Genomic DNA, 15,419 nt, shown 5'->3' with positions numbered 1-15,419 from the left:
ATGGATGTTGACGGTCTCAAACGCATAGCAAGCCAGGTCAGAAGGGATATCATTCGCCAAACCAATCGTTGCGCAAGCGGCCATCCTGGTGGCTCTTTGGGATGTGCTGATTTCTTGACGGCACTGTATTTCAAGTTTTTGCGAAAAGAATTGCCTTTCAAAATGGAAGGTCATGGCGAAGACTTGTTTTTTCTTTCCAATGGACATATATCGCCGGTCTTTTATTCTGTTCTTTCAAGAAGTAATTATTTTCCAATTGATGAGCTCAATACCTTTCGTCAAATAAATTCCCGACTGCAGGGTCACCCCACTACTCATGAGGGATTGCCCGGAGTCCGCGTTGCATCGGGTTCATTGGGACAGGGATTAAGCGTCGCGCTAGGCGCAGCTTTGGCTAAGAAAATAAACGGAGATCCACATTTGGTTTATGTACTGACAGGCGACGGAGAGTTACAGGAAGGCCAGGTTTGGGAAGCAGCAATGGCAGCAGCACATTACAAAACAGATAACATCATTGTCACCGTCGACTGGAATGGGCAACAAATCGATGGTCCAACCCGAAAAGTAATGGACCTGGGCGATCTGGAAGCTAAATGGCGGAGTTTTGGCTGGGACCTTCTTCATATGAATGGAAATGATATGACAGAAGTTGTGGCAGGCATAGAAAAAGCTATTTCCAAAGCAAATCAGCAAAAACCCATAGTGATTTTAATGAATACCATCATGGGCTTTGGTGTTGATTTTATGATGGGCACACATAAATGGCATGGGGTAGCCCCTAATGACGAACAAACTAAAGTTGCTCTGGCGCAGTTGGAGGAAACGCTGGGAGACTTTTGAGTAAGCAGGGGAGAAGACTAAAGCGAAAAGTCTAAAGCATAGAGGAGAAGGAGTACCATGAAGAAGTTGGCAGTTATCAGTTGTTAGTAGTTAAAAGTAAAAGAGTTTAAGTTTGTAATAAGGGAAAGTAAATCACGTGATAAATTTTAATCTTCTCATGATCCTTATAACTTTCACCTTTCGCCTAAGAATCTGTTCTATAATTTAATATTAATAACAAATGGCCTGGGATATATATCAATCAACAAAAAAATCTGCAACTCGAAATGGATTTGGTGAGGGTTTGCTGGAATTGGGAAGAAAAAATAATGAGGTGGTCGCATTATGTGCAGACCTGATCGGATCTTTAAAAATGGATGCTTTTGAAAAAGAATTTCCGGAGCGATTTTTTCAAACAGGCATCGCTGAAGCGAATATGATTGGCATGGCTGCTGGCATGGCTACAGTGGGTAAAATTCCATATACCGGTACGTTTGCAAACTTTAGCACTGGAAGGGTTTATGATCAGATCCGTCAGTCCATCGCATATTCAGAAAAAAATGTAAAAATTTGCGCTTCGCATGCTGGCCTGACTTTAGGCGAAGATGGAGCAACGCATCAGATTTTGGAAGATATTGGTTTGATGAAGATGTTACCGGGGATGAGTGTTGTAGTTCCTGCTGATGCTTCTCAAACAAGGAAGGCGGTATTGGCTATTGCTGATCATCAGGGTCCGGTGTATCTCCGTTTTGGCCGACCCGATTGGCCGGTGTTTTTAGAAGAGCAAGAGTTTGAATTTGGCAAGGCACAAATTCTCAAAGAAGGAAGGGACATTACGATCATTGCAACCGGACATTTGGTTTGGATTGCCCTGGAGGCCGCCAGGGAATTGGAAAAACAAGATATAGATTGCGAATTGATCAATATACACACGATCAAACCTCTTGACGAAGAAGCAATACTAAGTTCAGTCATGAAAACCAAACGCGTAGTGACTTGTGAAGAACACCAACGCAATGGTGGATTGGGTGATTCTGTCGCCCAATTGCTTGCTCAAAAATACCCATGCAGACAAGCATATATTGCCGTAAACGATTCTTTTGGAGAGTCCGGCAAACCGCTTGAGTTGTTGGACAAATACGGCCTTGGTAAATCTGATGTCATGCATGCAGTTGCTTCATTGATAGCCTAATAGTTTATTAAGTTTTTCCAATTTATTTGCTGTATGCCCACATTTGTAGAAATGTTAAATTTCCAATAATTCCCATTTAAATGTTTAATTTTGTAATGCAGGGTTTCATCTACTAACCCATCAAGCTGTTTTATTACAATCATCACCTTAAATTCATTTTAATGAAAACGAGAATTACTTATTTCTTATCAATTTTTATTAGTTTTTGTGGTTGGTCACAGCTTGTAGGCCAAAACGGGCAATTATTGTTTGTGGCTGAAATGAATGGCGACAATGAAATACCCATGGTGCGAACAGACGCAAGTGGTTTATTTACCTTTCTTTTATCTGAAGATTTAAGTGAAATAGAAATTCATGGAGCGTTTTCAAATATCACTGGCAATATCACAGGATGTCATATTCATGTTGGAGATCGAGCCACCAATGGTCCTGTTTTTCTTAATCTCGGTAGTTTTGTATCAGGTCATCGCATCAAAGCCAAAGTTCCTACGCCGGCATTATTTTTAGAACTTGCTACGACTGGTGGATTGTATGTGAACCTGCATTCCAGTGTTTTTCCGGGCGGTGAGATCAGAGGTCAATTGGATTGGAGATCTGAATTGATTATGCCTGTAGTACTCTTGGGTGCAAATCAAATTCCAGCGGTCCCTTCTCCGGGTATTGGGCTGGGCGTTTTGAGATTTTCACCCAATCTCACTCGCGTGGAATACCAAATTATGCCTATAAACCTGACCGGGCCACCTACAGCTGCTCATATCCACAGAGGAGATGCAGCCACCAACGGAACTGTTTTAACCGATTTAAATGCAGGAACTTTTATCAGCGGGACAATTACGGATCAACTCACAGTTATTGACTTAATATTTAGCGCTTATGATACAGGGGTGTATGTGAATATTCATACAGCTGCTTATCCGAATGGAGAAATCCGTGGACAAGTTCAGCTTCCTGCCATTTTCAGTGGTAATGCTTTTTTGAACGGCGATCAGGAAACACCAGCGGTTGCAACAGCAGCCAGAGGATACGGCTATGGAGTGCTTGGATATCCGTCTATCGACACGCTGTTTTATTTGGTAATTTCTGAAGGCCTTATTGCGACGGATGCCCATATCCATCAAGCTCGTGCAGGACAGAGTGGACCTGTGGTTGCGCCATTGACGGCGACTGGATTTCCAGGTGTATACACTGGTTCGACAGCACTTACTCCAATTCAACTACAAGCTTTCCTGAAAGACGAATTGTATTTTAACATACATACAGCTGCCAATCCAGCTGGTGAAATTCGCGGGCAAATTCAAAATAATTTATTGGATGTATATGCTTTTGATCTTTGTGGAGACCAGGAAGTACCTAAAAAGAATGTACCGGCTTATGGGGCATCCCATGTTGCTATCAATAAAGCTGCTACGGAGTTGGAATATACCCTGTTTTCAACTGATTTAAATGGAGATGCCGTTTCTGCACACATCCACGATGCAGGTTTTGGAGTGAATGGGTCTATATTAATTCCATTGGATGTTCCTAATCCTTATGCTGCAGGAGTTGTCGAAATACCAGGCACTGTCGCAGCCAAAATTAGAAATGATGGCGCTTATGTCAATGTGCACACAGCTGCCAACCCGCCCGGTGAAATTCGCGGGCAAATCAGAAGAGCTTTATCATGCGCCATCAATGTCGGAACTGTACAAACGGATATTTCAGCTGTGCAATTAATGCAAAATCCGGTCGGTCACATGCTGTTTCTCCATTTGGAAAGTCTTAGAAATGTGGATAGTGAAATTGTCATCCAGGATCTCAACGGACAAGGTTTGCAAAGTTGGGATCTAAATGTGATTTCCGGTACATCCAAACATCAGTTTCCAGTTGAAGATCTGAAACCCGGTTTCTATTTCTTAAATATAAAAGAAAAGGGCATCAGCTCACATGTCATCAAATTTGTAAAAATATAAAACATTGGAAGAGTTTCCCGCAGATATCGCAGATTCGGACGCAGATCAAATTAAATAAATCTGCGAAATCTGCGGGCAACACATCCCCATCATCTTCTAGCCATCTCCGCTTTCAAATACTGTCCCGTAAACGATTCACTAACGGTCGTTAGTTGTTCTGGCGTTCCATATGCCACAATCTGTCCTCCTTTTTTACCACCTTCCGGCCCCAGATCCAAGATAAGATCTGCTACTTTGATCACATCGAGATTGTGTTCGATGACCATTACCGTATTTCCGCGATCTACGAGTTTTTGCAAGACGTCAATCAATTGCCGGATGTCCTCAAAATGCAATCCGGTAGTGGGTTCATCTAATATATAAAGTGTATTGCCGGTGTCTTTTTGGAAAGTTCTTCGGCCAGCTTGACGCGTTGGGCTTCTCCTCCGGATAATGTTGTGGCCTGCTGTCCAAGTGTGATGTAGCTTAGCCCCACATCGACCAGTGTTTTGAGTTTGCGATAAATTCTGGGAACATTTTCAAAAAATACTGCCGCATCTTCTACGGTTAATTCTAATACTTCGCCAATAGATTTTCCTTTGTACAGGATTTCCAGGGTCTCCCGATTATATCTTTTTCCATTACAGGTTTCGCAGTGCACGTGTACATCCGGAAGGAAATTCATTTCAATCACTTTCATTCCTGCACCTTCGCAGGTTTCGCATCTTCCGCCTTTGACATTAAATGAAAAGCGACCTGCTTTGTAACCGCGTATTTTTGCATCCGGCAATTCGGTAAACAGATTGCGAATTTCTGTAAACACGCCGGTGTAGGTAGCCGGATTTGACCGCGGAGTTCTGCCTATGGGTTCCTGGTCAATTTCAATGACTTTGTCGAGATGTTCCAGGCCTTCTATAACATCGTAGTTCAAAGGCCTTTGCAAACTATTGTAAAAATGTTCTCTCAGTATAGGATACAATGTTTCATTAATAAGAGATGACTTTCCACTTCCGGAAACCCCGGTGATGCACATAAAAGTGCCCAACGGAAATTTGATGCTGAGATTTTTTAAATTATTTCCGCGCGTCCCGCGAAGGATGAGGTGTTTTCCGTTTCCGGATCTTCTGTTTTTGGGTATAGCGATTTCGCGTTTTCCGGCTAGGTACTCAGCCGTGAGCGAGTGTTGTTGAATGAAAGATTCCGGTTTGCCTTCGGCGACAATATGTCCTCCGTGCACGCCGGCTCCGGGTCCGAGGTCGATGATGTAATCAGAAGCTTGCATGATCTCTTTATCGTGTTCTACGACGATCACAGTGTTGCCAATATCGGTAAGTTCTCTCAGGGATTTGATCAGACGCTGATTGTCGCGTGGATGTAATCCGATAGAAGGTTCATCCAGAATATAGGTAATTCCGGTAAGCTGTGAACCAATTTGTGTAGCCAATCGCGTCCGTTGTGATTCGCCGCCTGACAAACTAACGGCCGTTCGGTTCAGGGATAAATAATCAAGACCTACATATACCAAAAAGCCTACACGGGCACGGATCTCTTTTAAAATATCTTTGCCAATAATGCGTTGTCGTTCGCTCAGTCGATCTTCAACATTTATAAGCCATAAATTTAGATCGGAGATATCCATATTGGCCAATTCGCTGATGTTTTTATCGGCCAGTTTGAAATAGAGGCTTTCATTTTTCAACCGGCTGCCTTTGCAAACAGGGCAATCGGTAATGATCATAAAATCTTCGGCAAAGCGACGGATTTTTTCAGAACTGGTTTCTCTATACCACCTTTTCAGCATGTTGACCAATCCTTCAGCGGCCAGGTGAAAACTATCTTCATACCAGCCATTAGGATTCGGATTGGGGTAACTATCATCACCCCCGTAAAGGACAGTGTCCAGACCTTTTTTGGGGATTTTTTTAATGGGTATAGAAAATGTGAACTTATGTCGTTCGGCGATTTGTTTGAGTTGCCGGAACAGGTAATTTTCCCTTTGCTCACCAAGTGGTACAATACCGCCTTCATTGATGGTTTTTTCATCATCAGGGATGACTTGCTTCAGATCGATTTCGAATACTGATCCAATGCCTTTACATTCCGGACAAGCTCCGTAAGGAGAATTGAAAGAAAAGCTATTCGGAGAGGGTTCATCATAAGAAATGCCGGATACTGCATCCATCAAACGTTTGCTGAATGGAAATATCTTTTTTTCATCGGGTAATAGAATAAACAACACATCCTGCCCGATTTTGAGTGCAGTCTGAACGCTGTATTGAAGCCGTTCAGATTTTCCGGGTGTGACCTGAAGGCGATCGATGAGGACTTCGATATCGTGAATTTTAAAGCGGTCAACCTGCATTCCCGGACTTAAATCGGTAATCTCTCCGTCTATGCGAACTTTACTAAAGCCTTGTTTCCGGATCTGATCAAACAATTCGCGATAATGACCTTTTCGGGATCGCACAACTGGAGCCAGGATACTCACGGTTTGATGGTTGAATTGGTCCTGGATCAATTCTAGCATTTGCTCTTCAGAATAGCGGACCATTTTTTCGCCACTGGCATGTGAATAAGCATCTGCAGCCCTGGCATACAACAAACGGAACAAATCGTAGATTTCGGTTATGGTACCAACCGTAGATCTGGGATTCCAACCCGTAGTCTTTTGTTCGATCGAAATGACCGGACTCAGGCCTTCAATTCGCTCGACCTCAGGACGTTCAATATTGCCGATAAACTGGCGTGCGTAATGGGAAAAGGTTTCCATATAACGCCGTTGGCCCTCTGCATAAAGCGTGTCAAAGGCCAGAGAAGATTTGCCGCTACCCGAGATACCCGTGATGACCACAAGTTCGTTTCTGGGAATCTTACAGGATACCTGCTTGAGATTATGCTCAGCTGCACCGGTGATGGTGATCCATTCTAATTCAGGGTATTGTTCTATAAATTCCATGGGGCCGGCAAAGTTAAAACTAAACGCCTCAAATAAAGAATGGTTTTGAAGATTCCAGACTTTGCTTAAAAGATTTTAAATCAGGAAAACCTAATTTTTTTAAAATGCTAAATTCAAAATTTTCTCAGTTCCGGATTCCCAATTACCTTTAAGGAGTTTTAAAAAAAAGCCAAAATGAAAAAATATTTAAGAGACTTGTTTTCTTATCAAGATGCTGCCAATAAATTAGTAATGGAAGTACTGTATCCTGAAAAGCAACAAATTTCAGATTATGCTTATAAAATGTTTACCCATGTGCTCATGACTCAACATGTTTGGCAACACAGAATTTTGAAACAACCCTTTGATTATGAGTTTTGGATCACACTTCCTTTGGAAGAATTGGAAAAACTCAGCGCTAAAAATAATACGGAAATAGATGACATCCTGAATACCATGGAATTGGACCAATTGATTTCATATACGCCCATTTCCGGAACAGAAGTATACGAATCAAAATTGATGGATATCCTTACGCACGTATCCCATCATTCGTCTTACCATCGCGGGCAAATCGCAAAATCCATTCGCGAAGCCGGACTGGAACCACCGAGGACGGACTTGATTTTGTGGAGAAGATAGGATTGTGGATGATAGATTATGGATTATGGATGTCCCGACATGAAGATGTTACTTTTTAACAACAACATGATGATGTCGGGAGATGATAGATGATGCAACTAACAAACGTACGTTAGTATAATAAGTCGTTTTTCTATACTCTATACTCTATAATCCATGTTAGGGCATGCGATTTCCGTAATCGAATTGAGCTACCGATATTTTGTCCCTACGGGACGGAGGATCAAAAGTCAATTGTCAATGGTAAAGAGTTAAGTGTAGTCAATACTGAATAAACCAAATATAAAAACTTCATGCCCTCCCTGTATGCCGTTTCCAATGCCTACCGTATCCCGTTGAATTATTTTTATACTTTTATTGAACAAGATATCAAACCACAATGCCGGCTTCAGCCGGAAACTTAGATGGAATCCCAAAAAAGTTAATTTGAAAACGGATTCCAATGGAACAAGATTTAAACCTGAAACCATCATTTGGAATGGGTTTCAACCCATTCCAAATGATGCCAATAACAAAATTTTCGCAACGAGTAAAGTTCAGAAAAATAATTAAAAAATAATTGAAATTTATTGAACTAACATACGTTAGTTCGCGTTGTTAACTAACAGACTAACAGACTAACAGACTAACAGACTAACAGACTAACAGACTAACAGACTAACAGACTAACAGACTAACAGACTAACAGACTAACAGACTAACAGACTATCAGACTACTTCCCCCCCCCTCTTCCCTCAACATCGCTTCAATGATATCGTAAATTTTAGAAGCATTTTGATCTACAACCTGGAGTACTGATTCCAGACTCGTTTTTTCATAGGCGACATCATCCGGACAAGAATTGGTGACCAGTGAAACCGCAAAAATTTTGAGTCCACATTGATGTGCGACAATAACTTCCGGAACGGTCGACATGCCTACGATGTCTGCGCCAAGGATTCGGATCATCCGGTATTCTGCAGGCGTTTCAAGGCTGGGTCCCTGTAAACCAAAATAGACTACTTTGCGGAAAGGAACATTCAGACTTTCGCAACAGCGTTGAGCCCTATTTAATAATTCGCGGTTATAGACTTCCGACATATCCGGGAAGCGCACACCCATTCTTGGGTCATAATGTCCGCGGAGGGGATTTTCAGGATGGAAATTAATGTGGTCTTCCAGAAAAACGGCATCGCCCGCATGTAGTTCGGGATTTACGGAACCACTGGCATTGGTGATCCAAAGTTGTTTGATTCCGATTTCTTTCAAAACTCTTATGGGATAGGTGATTTCCTGAGTTGAATAGCCTTCGTAATAATGCAAGCGACCGGAAAGAATGAGGACCTGTTGTGAACCCCATTGCGCAAGGATGATTTTTCCGCTATGGCTTTCGACAGTGGGTGGCGCAAAATGAGGAATAAGTTTGAAAGAGATCTCTTTAATCTTCTCCATTCGATCCGAAATATTACCGAGTCCGGTTCCAAGGATGATCCCGATTTCCGGTATTTGGCCGAGTTTGGCTTTCAAAAAAGCAGTACTTTCTTCTATTTGTTGGAAGAGTTCAGACATGATTCGTTATTAGTCTACTAGTAATTGACTGTGGTCCAGTTCTTGATCTTTTATGCTTGGGTTCCAATCCAGGGCTTCGTATTCCTGATTTCTCAGTTGCGGTTCAAAACCTGCTTCCCGTATAGCTTTCTGAATTCCACTTGCGGTGAATCTATGTGCTGCACCTGCTGCTGAAACGACATTCTCCTCAATCATGATACTGCCGAAATCGTTTGCTCCGGCATACAAACATACCTGTGCTGTTTGCTTACCTACGGTGAGCCAGGAGGCCTGAATATTCAGAATATTGGGAAGCATGATCCTTGAAATGGCGATCATTCGTATGTATTCATCGGCAGTACAAGCGTTTCGGGCTCTTTTGAGTCTTTTGAGCATGGTCCCTTCATCCTGGAAGGGCCAGGGTATAAATGCCAGAAATCCTTTGGCATCTTTTGGTTTTTCAGATTGGACCTGACGGATGAGCACGAGGTGTTCCATCCGTTCTTCCAATGTCTCCACATGTCCGAACATCATGGTAGCGGAAGTTGTGATATGCAGCTGATGTGCTGCCCGCATAATATCCAGCCATTCCTGCCCGCCACATTTGCCTTTGGAAACCAATCTCCTGACCCGGTCTGATAAAATCTCAGCTCCGGCACCCGGTAAGCTATCCAAACCGGCGTCTCTCAAGGCTTTTAGAACCTCCGTATGCGTCGATTTTTCGAGTTTAGAGATGTGTGCGATTTCCGGAGGTCCAAGGGCATGTAATTTGAGATCTGGAAACATCTTTTTGAGATCTGCAAATAGCCGGCAATAAAAATCGAGTCCAAGTTCCGGATGGTGGCCACCCTGAAGCAAGAGCTGTCTGCCACCCAATCGAAAGGTTTCTTCGATTTTTTGGCGGTATTCTTCGAGACTGGTGATATATGAATCGACATGGCCCGGGGGCCTGTAAAAATTACAGAACTTGCAGTTTGCAACACAAACATTCGTGGTATTACTGTTGCGGTCGATGATCCAACCCACCTTATTTCCGGGGACTTGAAGGCATCTTAATTGGTGGGCCGTATGCATTAATTCGGCCGTTGGAGCGTTTTGAAACAGCCATAAACCCTCTGCGGCACTTAAAAATTCCTTATTTAAGGCCCTTACGAGTAAATTTTGATGGTTGAATGGCATTTCCAAAAGAAGTCTAAACAAGCTAAACAGCGCCCGCAAACATATTGTTTTCTAAATGAATATGCGAGTTTAAAATCTTGGTAATCCGCTAAAAAAGTATTACCTTTGTGCGGCTTTTAAGAGGAGGGGACGGAAAAGTTCCCTTTTTTTGTTTTAATACCTGAGCTCATGTATACAGAAGAAATTCAGGATCTCCTCGCTAAGAAATTTCAGGAAGAAAGCTTTCGCGATTGTTTTTTAGTGACCATCGAACAGTTTGGCAAGACCACGCGGGTGTTTGTCGACAGTGATAGCGGCATGAATTTTGAAAAATGCCAAAAGCTAAGTCGTTACTTAGAGAAGTATTTTGATGAGAAAGCCTGGTTTGGGCCAGACTACATCCTCGAAGTTTCATCTCCCGGACTAACCCGACCCCTGATGTATCCCAGGCAATATGTAAAGAATATCGGCCGGGAGCTACAAGTCAAACTGGCTGACGGAAGTCTGACACAAGGCACAATTCTCGACGCTGATGAAAGTTTGCTGACTTTGGGAAGAGAAGAGATCAGAAAAGAAGGTAAGAAAAAGATTAAAGAAAATATAGAAATGCAATTGCCTTATACGGCTATTGCAGAAGCAAAAATTGTAATAAAAATTTAGTACAATGAAACTTGTAGAAACTTTTGCCGAATTTAAAGCGGGAAAAAATATCGACAGACCCACGATGATGCGGGTATTGGAGGATGTGTTCCGTTCGATGATTCGCAAGAAATACGCTTCTGACGAAAATTTTAACGTCATCGTCAATACACAAAAAGGAGACCTCGAGATCTGGCGTATCCGCAAGATTGTACCGGATGGCGAGGTAACGGACGATTTGAAGGAAATTGCCATTTCTGAAGCCATGGCCATAGATGAAGATTATGAAGTTGGTCTGGAATGTTACGAACAATTGGAACTAGATGATTTTGGTCGCCGTGCCATTATGGCCGCCAGACAAACATTGGTTTCTCGTGTTATGGAACTCGAGAAAGACGATGTCTATAAAAGATATTCAGAACGCGAAGGAGAATTGGTGATCGGGGAAGTGAATCAGGTATTGAAGAAAGAATTTTTAATCATCGATGATGCTACCAATAATGAATTGATCTTGCCAAGAACGGAAACCATTCGGGGCGATCATTTTCGCAAAGGAGATATCGTCAGATCTGTCATTAAAAAAGTCGAACTCAAAAACAATCAGCCTTACATTACTCTTTCGAGAACAGATCCCAGCTTTCTGCAAAGACTAATGGAGCAGGAAGTTCCGGAAATTGAAGACGGCCTCATTGTGATTCGCAAAATTGTGCGTATCCCCGGAGAACGTGCAAAAGTGGCTGTTGAATCATTTGATGATCGCATTGATCCGGTAGGTGCCTGCGTAGGTATGAAAGGGAGCCGGATTCATGGTATCGTGAGAGAATTGAGAAATGAAAACATAGATATCGTCAATTTTACAAATAACCTAAATCTTTATATACAACGTTCTTTGACTCCTGCTAAGATCAGTAGCATAGAAATTGACGAAGCCAATAAAAAAGCCAGTGTATACTTAAAAGCAGATCAGCTGTCTTTGGCAATTGGGAAAGGAGGAGCTAATATTAAATTGGCCTCCAGAATTACAGGTTATGAAATCGATGTATACAGAGACCAGGATGAGGGCGAAATAGATGATGTTGATCTGGATGAATTCACAGATGAGATCGACGAATGGGTAATCGATGCATTTAAAAAAATCGGTTGCGACACCGCGAGAAGTGTTTTGAATTTAAGTGTTGAGGAATTGGTAAGAAGAACCGATCTCGAAGAAGAGACCGTAATGGATGTTATCAAAATATTAGAAGAAGAATTAAAAGATTGATAGCTTGAAAAATTAATGACAAGCTGAGTATTGGTAAACGCAAGGAATGAAATTATTATTTAAAGTAGCAACGGAGTTTAACGTCGGACTGAGCACAGTTGTGGAAGCTTTGCAGAAGAAAGGTTTTGAGATTGAGAACAAGCCAACAGCAAAAGTTACCGATGAGATGTATACCGAGCTGCTGAAAGAATTCCAGAAGGACATTCAGGAAAAGGAACAGGCTGATCAGTTGCAGAAATTGGCAACGCCTGTTGTTGTCAAAGAAAAACCAAAAGTCACCGTAAATCTTTTTGGAGATCCAACGCCCCCTCCGCCTCCGCCTCCGGTTGAAAAACCTGTGTCGAAACCTCAGGAGGTGATCACGGCTAAAGTCGAAGAAGAAGATAAACCTAAACTAACGGTCGTTGGTAAAATAGATCTTGAAAATCCGGAAGCCAAACCTAAAAAGAAAAAGAAAAAGAAGAGGCGGAAACGGTTGTCGAAATTCCTGCCCCAGTAGTGCCCGAAGCACCTGTCGTGATAGAAGAGGAAATTACACGGATAGAAGCGCCTCAATTGCAAGGACTCAAAATCTTGGGCAAAATTGATTCAAGTAAATTAAAAGACAGCAGTAAGAAAAAAGAAGAAGCTAAAAAACCCGCTCCTGCTGCCGGTCCAGGTCCGGCTAAGAAAGTTGAAACGGAAGCTGATAAAAAGAAGCGGAAACGAAAACGCAAAAAAGTTAACACTACAGATTTCCAACAAGATGACAGAGGAGGAAGGCCAGGTCATCGTCCGAATGAACCACAGGTCAAAGAAGTTTCTACGAAAGAAATTGAAGATCAGATCAGGGCTACTATGGCCAAACTGCATCAAGGTGGAAGAAACAAAAGGCAAAAGATCAGAAGGGACAAACGCGAAGAAATGCGCGAGAAAGAGAACATCAGGCAATCTGCTGAAGATGCTTCTGCAATTCAACTTACTGAGTTTGTCACAGTTTCAGAGTTAGCCAATTTGATGAATGTACCCGTTTCTGATGTTATCATGACTTGTATGAACATGGGTATCATCGTATCCATCAATCAAAGATTGGATGCAGAAGTAATTGAAATATTATCTGAAGAATTCGGGCATAAGATTGAATTCATCAGTGCGGAAGAGCAAAGCGTTGATGATGAGGAAGAAATTGTAGATGATCCTGAAGATTTGGTTGAACGTTCCCCGATCGTGACGGTAATGGGGCACGTAGATCATGGAAAAACATCTTTGCTCGACCATATTCGAAAAGCAAACGTGGCATCAGGAGAAGCAGGTGGAATTACACAGCATATTGGAGCTTATGAAGTAAAAGTAGGACCCGATCACAAACCTATAACCTTTTTGGACACCCCTGGTCACGAGGCCTTTACAGCGATGCGTGCTCGTGGTGCCAAAGTCACGGATATAGCAGTGATTATTATTGCTGCAGACGATCACGTAATGCCTCAAACCAAAGAAGCTATATCGCATGCACAAGCAGCGGGAGTACCTATGGTCTTTGCCATCAACAAAGTAGATAAAGCCGGCGCTGATCCGGACCGCATTAAAAATGAATTATCCCAAATGAATTTGCTGATCGAAGAATGGGGCGGAAAATATCAATCGCAGGATATATCAGCAAAATCAGGATTAGGTATCGAGTCTTTACTTGAAAAAATATTATTGGAAGCGGAGGTGTTGAATCTGAAAGCAAATCCGAAAAGACCGGCAATAGGAACTGTCATCGAAGCTTCATTGGATAAAGGGCGAGGTTATGTAACTAAATTATTGGTCCAAAACGGTACTTTAAAAACGGGAGATTTTATTTTAGCTGGGGAACATGCAGGCAAGGTCAAGGCGATGTTTAATGAGCGCGCTCAGAAATTGACGAAGGCACCACCGGCAACTCCTGTACTTGTTTTAGGATTGCCTGGAGCACCTACGGCAGGTGAAAAATTCAAAGTGATGGAAGATGAAGGTGAAGCTAGATTGATTGCAGGCCGCAGAATGCAAATCAACAGAGAGCAGGCCACACGCGCTGCGAAGAGAATTTCTTTGGATGAGATCGGACGCCGTCTGGCATTGGGAGATTTCAAGGAATTGAAGTTAATCGTCAAAGGAGATGTAGATGGTTCGGTGGAAGCCCTTTCAGATTCATTGATCAAATTATCAGTCGAAAAAATACAGGTAAGTGTTATTCATAAAGCGGTAGGGCCTATCGCAGAATCAGACATCCTCCTTGCATCTGCATCAGATGCCATCGTTATTGGTTTCCAGGTAAGGCCTACTTTAGGGGCAAGAACATTGGCTGAAAAAGAAGGCGTACAGATCAAATTGTATTCTATCATCTATGAAGCCATTGATGAGATAAAAGCAGCTATGGAAGGGATGCTGGAACCAACGAAAGAAGAGAAAATCGTCGGACAAGTTGAAATCCGGGAAGTTTTCAAAGTTTCAAAAGTTGGAACAGTTGCAGGATGTATGGTCATTGAAGGGAAGTTGGCACGTAATAATCCGATCAGAATTATACGTGATGGAATTGTCGTTTATCCTAACCGCGAAGGCGCCACAGCAGAGATTTCATCATTGAAACGTTTTAAAGATGATGTCAAGGAAGTGAAGGAAAATATGGAATGCGGTATCACCATTAAAAATTTCAATGACATCAAAGTAGGCGACATCATTGAGGCTGTTGAAATCACAGAAGTGAAACAGAAACTCAGCTAAAGTAAAGCTTAAAATCGGGCTGTTCAGCTATGATTTTTTTACAAGCTGTACAATTTTAGAGTTGCATAGAATTGCGATTCAATCAATGAAATCCTTATTCCAGTATCAAATTGCCAGGTTTTAATAAATGCAGGATCAATATTTTGAATCTATTGCATATCTTTATTGGCATATCAAATTCATAACAAATGCAAAAAATCATAATGTTATTTTGTATGGCCGGGATACTTTATACTTCCTGCACTCCGAAACCCCAGCCACATGCTTTATTTATTGAAGACAATAGCGTTGAAGTGCATTTCGGAAGACAAATGTCAAAAAGCCTGTTGGATTCTATTCGGGTCGTTGTAGGACTTAAAGGCATCAGCTTGAGTTATCCGCAAATGGAATACGATGGCGAATTACTAAGTAAGCTGGAGATCAATGTTCAGATTGCTGGACAGGGAGGCACCGCGATGACCAACTTTGTTTATAGAGGAAGACCCTTTGGATTCAGAGTCATTGAATTAAAATCTTACCAACCTATTTTGGCTTTAGGGGAATTGGATAAAAGGAGTAAAAAAAATTAATCTGAAAATATTTATTCAATGGCA

10 protein-coding genes and 2 pseudogenes are annotated in these 15,419 nt (G+C 42.0%); 8 read left to right on the top strand and 4 right to left on the bottom strand.

Features of this window, described 5'->3' with window-relative positions; translation table 11 throughout:
- From IPM92_14860 to IPM92_14850, 3 genes are all read left to right on the top strand, one after another.
- A complete protein-coding gene (locus IPM92_14860; GenBank protein MBK9109608.1) occupies positions 1-840 on the top strand; it encodes a transketolase in 840 nt (279 codons plus the stop codon).
- A 220-nt stretch (positions 841-1,060) separates the two neighbouring features.
- Positions 1,061-2,011 carry a transketolase family protein gene (locus IPM92_14855; GenBank protein MBK9109607.1) on the top strand — a complete coding sequence of 317 codons (951 nt, stop codon included), beginning with the start codon at positions 1,061-1,063 and terminating at the stop codon, positions 2,009-2,011.
- A gap of 161 nt (positions 2,012-2,172) precedes the next feature.
- The gene (locus tag IPM92_14850; GenBank protein ID MBK9109606.1) at positions 2,173-3,960 is read left to right on the top strand and encodes a CHRD domain-containing protein; all 1,788 of its coding nucleotides are present in this window, start codon (positions 2,173-2,175) and stop codon (positions 3,958-3,960) included.
- 89 nt (positions 3,961-4,049) lie between these two features.
- Here the strand turns inward: IPM92_14850 and uvrA are convergent.
- A pseudogene (gene uvrA, locus IPM92_14845) lies at positions 4,050-6,895 on the bottom strand (excinuclease ABC subunit UvrA).
- A gap of 174 nt (positions 6,896-7,069) precedes the next feature.
- Between uvrA and IPM92_14840 the strand changes: the two are divergent.
- A complete protein-coding gene (locus tag IPM92_14840; GenBank protein ID MBK9109605.1) occupies positions 7,070-7,516 on the top strand; it encodes a hypothetical protein in 447 nt (148 codons plus the stop codon).
- A gap of 251 nt (positions 7,517-7,767) precedes the next feature.
- Here the strand turns inward: IPM92_14840 and IPM92_14835 are convergent, their stop codons facing one another.
- The 3 genes from IPM92_14835 to mqnC form a co-directional block, all read right to left on the bottom strand.
- Positions 7,768-7,989, bottom strand: coding sequence for a hypothetical protein (locus IPM92_14835; GenBank protein MBK9109604.1), 222 nt, complete (start codon positions 7,987-7,989; stop codon positions 7,768-7,770).
- Positions 7,990-8,213: 224 nt separating this feature from the next.
- Positions 8,214-9,065: a purine-nucleoside phosphorylase gene (locus IPM92_14830; protein MBK9109603.1), complete on the bottom strand. Its 852-nt coding sequence runs from the start codon at positions 9,063-9,065 to the stop codon at positions 8,214-8,216.
- A 9-nt stretch (positions 9,066-9,074) separates the two neighbouring features.
- On the bottom strand, positions 9,075-10,223 hold the full coding sequence (mqnC, locus tag IPM92_14825; protein ID MBK9109602.1) for a dehypoxanthine futalosine cyclase: 1,149 nt from the start codon (positions 10,221-10,223) through the stop codon (positions 9,075-9,077).
- A 168-nt stretch (positions 10,224-10,391) separates the two neighbouring features.
- Between mqnC and IPM92_14820 the strand changes: the two genes are divergently transcribed.
- From IPM92_14820 to IPM92_14805, 4 genes and pseudogenes are all read left to right on the top strand, one after another.
- A complete protein-coding gene (locus tag IPM92_14820) occupies positions 10,392-10,862 on the top strand; it encodes a ribosome maturation factor (GenBank protein MBK9109601.1) in 471 nt (156 codons plus the stop codon).
- Between the two features lie 4 nt (positions 10,863-10,866).
- Positions 10,867-12,102, top strand: coding sequence for a transcription termination/antitermination protein NusA (gene nusA / locus IPM92_14815; GenBank protein MBK9109600.1), 1,236 nt, complete (start codon positions 10,867-10,869; stop codon positions 12,100-12,102).
- A 46-nt stretch (positions 12,103-12,148) separates the two neighbouring features.
- Positions 12,149-14,826 (top strand): annotated as a pseudogene (gene infB / locus IPM92_14810) (translation initiation factor IF-2).
- Positions 14,827-15,014: 188 nt separating this feature from the next.
- Positions 15,015-15,395: a hypothetical protein gene (locus tag IPM92_14805; GenBank protein MBK9109599.1), complete on the top strand. Its 381-nt coding sequence runs from the start codon at positions 15,015-15,017 to the stop codon at positions 15,393-15,395.
- Positions 15,396-15,419 lie beyond the last annotated feature (24 nt).

This window comes from Saprospiraceae bacterium (genome assembly GCA_016719615.1).
Lineage (GTDB): Bacteria > Bacteroidota > Bacteroidia > Chitinophagales > Saprospiraceae > Vicinibacter.
Note: the sequence above shows the minus strand (reverse complement) of the source record. Positions and strands in the feature narration are given on the sequence as shown.

What these genes read in the sequence shown, in the direction of transcription:
- IPM92_14860 (MBK9109608.1), top strand. Translation starts at nt 1, where the DNA reads ATGGATGTTGACGGTCTCAAACGCATAGCAAGCCAGGTCAGAAGGGAT.
- IPM92_14855 (MBK9109607.1), top strand. Translation starts at nt 1,061, where the DNA reads ATGGCCTGGGATATATATCAATCAACAAAAAAATCTGCAACTCGAAAT.
- IPM92_14850 (MBK9109606.1), top strand. Translation starts at nt 2,173, where the DNA reads ATGAAAACGAGAATTACTTATTTCTTATCAATTTTTATTAGTTTTTGT.
- IPM92_14840 (MBK9109605.1), top strand. Translation starts at nt 7,070, where the DNA reads ATGAAAAAATATTTAAGAGACTTGTTTTCTTATCAAGATGCTGCCAAT.
- IPM92_14835 (MBK9109604.1), bottom strand. Translation starts at nt 7,989, where the DNA reads ATGATGGTTTCAGGTTTAAATCTTGTTCCATTGGAATCCGTTTTCAAA.
- IPM92_14830 (MBK9109603.1), bottom strand. Translation starts at nt 9,065, where the DNA reads ATGTCTGAACTCTTCCAACAAATAGAAGAAAGTACTGCTTTTTTGAAA.
- mqnC (MBK9109602.1), bottom strand. Translation starts at nt 10,223, where the DNA reads ATGCCATTCAACCATCAAAATTTACTCGTAAGGGCCTTAAATAAGGAA.
- IPM92_14820 (MBK9109601.1), top strand. Translation starts at nt 10,392, where the DNA reads ATGTATACAGAAGAAATTCAGGATCTCCTCGCTAAGAAATTTCAGGAA.
- nusA (MBK9109600.1), top strand. Translation starts at nt 10,867, where the DNA reads ATGAAACTTGTAGAAACTTTTGCCGAATTTAAAGCGGGAAAAAATATC.
- IPM92_14805 (MBK9109599.1), top strand. Translation starts at nt 15,015, where the DNA reads ATGCAAAAAATCATAATGTTATTTTGTATGGCCGGGATACTTTATACT.